Genomic DNA, 3,230 nt, shown 5'->3' on the forward strand with positions numbered 1-3,230 from the left:
ACGCGCCCCGAATGACCCCGCGCATTTCTCTCCTCAACACGCCGTGCTGTGGCCCCAAAGGGCCACGAACAAGAAGATCAGAACTTGTCGAGCACAGCACCCGAACTGGCGCTCGATGCGTTGAACGCGAACTTCGCCTGCACACCACGCGTGTAGCGCGGCGCCGGCGCCGTCCAGCCTTCGCGGCGCTTGGCCAGTTCCGCTTCGGGCACGTTCAGTTCCAGCACCAGCTTGTGCGCGTCGATCGTGATCGAGTCGCCTTCGTTCACGAATGCGATCGTGCCGCCCGCTGCCGCTTCGGGCGCCACGTGGCCCACCACCATGCCCCACGTGCCGCCGGAGAAACGGCCGTCGGTGATCAGCCCCACGCTTTCGCCCAGGCCCGCACCGATCAGCGCACCGGTCGGTGCCAGCATTTCCGGCATGCCTGGTCCACCCTTGGGGCCCAGATAGCGCAGCACCATCACGTCGCCTGCCACGATCTTGCCGGCCAGGATCGCCTGCAGCGCCGACTGCTCGTCGTCGAACACACGCGCCGGCCCGGTGATCACCGGGTTCTTCAGGCCCGTGATCTTGGCGACCGCGCCTTCGGGCGACAGGTTGCCCTTCAGGATGGCCAGGTGGCCTTCGTCGTACATCGGTTTGTCGATCGGGCGAATCACGTCCTGGTCGGCGCGCGGCACGTCAGGCACGTCCTTCAGCACTTCGGCAATGGTCTGGCCCGTGATGGTGATGCAGTCGCCATGCAGCAGGCCCGCGTTCAGCAGCACCTTCATGACTTGCGGAATGCCGCCGGCCTGGTGCAGGTCGACCGCGAGGTACTTGCCCGAGGGCTTCAGGTCGCAAATGACGGGCACCTTCTTGCGAATGCGCTCGAAGTCGTCGATGGACCATTCCACGCCAGCCGTGTGCGCAATCGCCAGGAAGTGCAGCACTGCGTTGGTCGAGCCGCCCGTGGCCATGATCACTGCCACCGCGTTCTCGATGGCCTTCTTGGTCACGATGTCGCGCGGCTTCAGGTCTTTCTTGATCGCCTCGATCAGCACCTTGGCCGATTCCTTGGCCGAGTTGGCTTTTTCGTCGTGGGGGTTCGCCATGGTCGACGAGTAGGGCAGCGAAATGCCCAGCGCCTCGAACGCGCTCGACATGGTGTTGGCCGTGTACATGCCGCCGCACGAGCCCGTGCCGGGAATGGCGCGCTTCTCGATCTCGTGCAGGTCTTCGTCGCTCATGTTGCCGGCGGCGTTCTGGCCCACGGCTTCGAACACGCTCACGATGTTCAGGTCTTGCCCCTTGTAGCGGCCCGGCAGGATGGTGCCGCCGTACACGTAGATGGCCGGCACGTTGGCGCGCAGCATGCCCATCAGGCCGCCGGGCATGTTCTTGTCGCAGCCGCCGACCACCAGCACGCCGTCCATCCACTGGCCGCCGACGCAGGTCTCGATGCAGTCGGAGATGACTTCGCGGCTCACCAGCGAGTACTTCATGCCTTCGGTGCCCATCGCCATGCCGTCGGAAATGGTGGGCGTGCCGAACACCTGCGCGTTGCCGCCGGCTTCCTCGATGCCCGCGATGGCCGCGTCGGCCAGCTTCTGCAGGCCCGAGTTGCAGGGCGTGATGGTGCTGTGGCCGTTGGCCACGCCGACCATCGGCTTCTTGAAGTCGCTCTCTTCGTAGCCCATGGCGTAGAACATCGAGCGGTTGGGCGCGCGGCTCTTGCCTTCGACGATGTTGGCGCTGCGGCGATTGATCTGGATCGGTTTGGTGTCCATGGTGTCTCTTCTGTCGTGGGGTGTGGGTGTCGCGGGAAGCACCGAGTATCGGACTTCTGATTGATTGGTTCCAATCCAATTTGAAGCACGGATTGATATGCTCGGCATATGAATGAAGTCCTGATCGACCTGCGTGCCTGGCGCCAGTTCGTGGCCGTGGCCGAAGAACTGCACTTCGGCCGGGCCGCGCTGCGGCTGCACATGACGCAACCGCCGGTGACGCAAGCCATTGCCCAGCTCGAAAAAACGCTGGGCGTGGTGCTGTTCGACCGCACCCGAAGGCGCGTGGCGCTCACGCCCGCCGGCGAGGCGCTGCTGCCCGACGTGCGCGAGTTGCTGGCGCGCGCCCAGGCGCTGCCGGCGCGGGCGCGCGCGGCGGCGGCGGGGCAGGTGGGCCGGGTGCGCATCGCCTTCGTGTCGACCGTGGGCTTCGAGCAGTTGCCGACCTGGGTGCGCGAGTTCCGTGTGCGCTGTCCCGAGGTGGCGCTCGAACTGGTCGAGGCCACCGGCGACGTGCAGCTAGAAGCTTTTGCGCGCGGCGAGATCGATGCCGGGCTGATGCTGCATTCGCCCGGCGCCGCACCGCCGGGCCTGACGCGCCTCGTCGTGTCCGAAGAGCCGCTGGTGTTGGCGCTGCCGGCCCGCCACGCGCTGGCCCGCACGCCGAAGCTGTTGTCACTGCCTGACGTGCTGGCCGAGCCGCTGGTGATTTTTCCGCGCCGCATCGTGCCGTCGTTGCACGACGCGATCTTCGGCCTGTATCACGCGGCGGGCCGGGTGCCGCAGCTCGCGCAGGAGGCGATCCAGATGCAGACCATCGTCAACCTGGTGTCGGGCGGCATCGGCGTAGCGTGGGTGCCCGAGAGCGTCACGCAGTTCCGGCGCGCGGGCGTGGTGTACCGCCGTGCCGCGGAATTTGCGCCGGCCGCCCGGCGCCGCAACGCGCCCGTGCTCCCCGTCTGCGAAACCAGCCTGGTGTGGCCCGAGGAGGCGAACAACAACCCGGCGCTCGCACGCTTCGTGGCGTTCGTGCGCGAGCGCGGGAAGGAACGGGGCGACCCGACGGAAGACTCACGGGAAGGAGGAGGAACCGAATGAAGACGAAGACGACTTTTCTCGCTGCCATGGTCCGCTGCCTCGTCGGCGCCGCAGCCGTGTTCTGCGCACTGACCGCCAGCGCGCAGACGCCGCCGCCCGCGACAACGGCAAGGACGTGGTCGAGTTTTACGAACTGCGCGACGGCAAATTTCATCTCATCAAGAGCGCGCCTTATGGCCGTGCGAAGTCTGTGACTCCCTGAGGGACTCCATTCAGGGCGATGGCCGGGGCCTGTTGGGTTGGCGTTGCTCTGTGACGCGGGGTCAGTCTTGGTTTGTGCGACTGACAACGGGTACTCCCCTCCGCGAATGTCCCCCGCTTCGCTCCTCCTGATATTGTTCCTCTCGCTCCCGTGGCGCT

3 protein-coding genes are annotated in these 3,230 nt (G+C 66.4%); 2 read left to right on the forward strand and 1 reads right to left on the reverse strand.

Translation table 11 applies throughout. The features are described from left to right. Positions 1-77: 77 nt before the first annotated feature. Positions 78-1,772 (reverse strand): dihydroxy-acid dehydratase, encoded by a 1,695-nt coding sequence (gene ilvD, locus DBV14_RS33010; RefSeq protein ID WP_124466438.1) that lies wholly within the window; start codon positions 1,770-1,772, stop codon positions 78-80. 108 nt (positions 1,773-1,880) lie between these two features. On the opposite strand from ilvD, the gene DBV14_RS33015 reads away from it, so the two are divergent. Then, the gene (locus tag DBV14_RS33015; RefSeq protein ID WP_124466441.1) at positions 1,881-2,870 is read left to right on the forward strand and encodes a LysR family transcriptional regulator; all 990 of its coding nucleotides are present in this window, start codon (positions 1,881-1,883) and stop codon (positions 2,868-2,870) included. Next, positions 2,867-3,064: a hypothetical protein gene (locus tag DBV14_RS33020; protein WP_124466444.1), complete on the forward strand. Its 198-nt coding sequence runs from the start codon at positions 2,867-2,869 to the stop codon at positions 3,062-3,064. Before DBV14_RS33015 ends, DBV14_RS33020 begins: the two co-directional genes overlap by 4 nt. Positions 3,065-3,230: the final 166 nt, after the last annotated feature.

Source organism: Variovorax sp. KBW07 (genome assembly GCF_003852515.1).
GTDB lineage: Bacteria > Pseudomonadota > Gammaproteobacteria > Burkholderiales > Burkholderiaceae_C > Variovorax.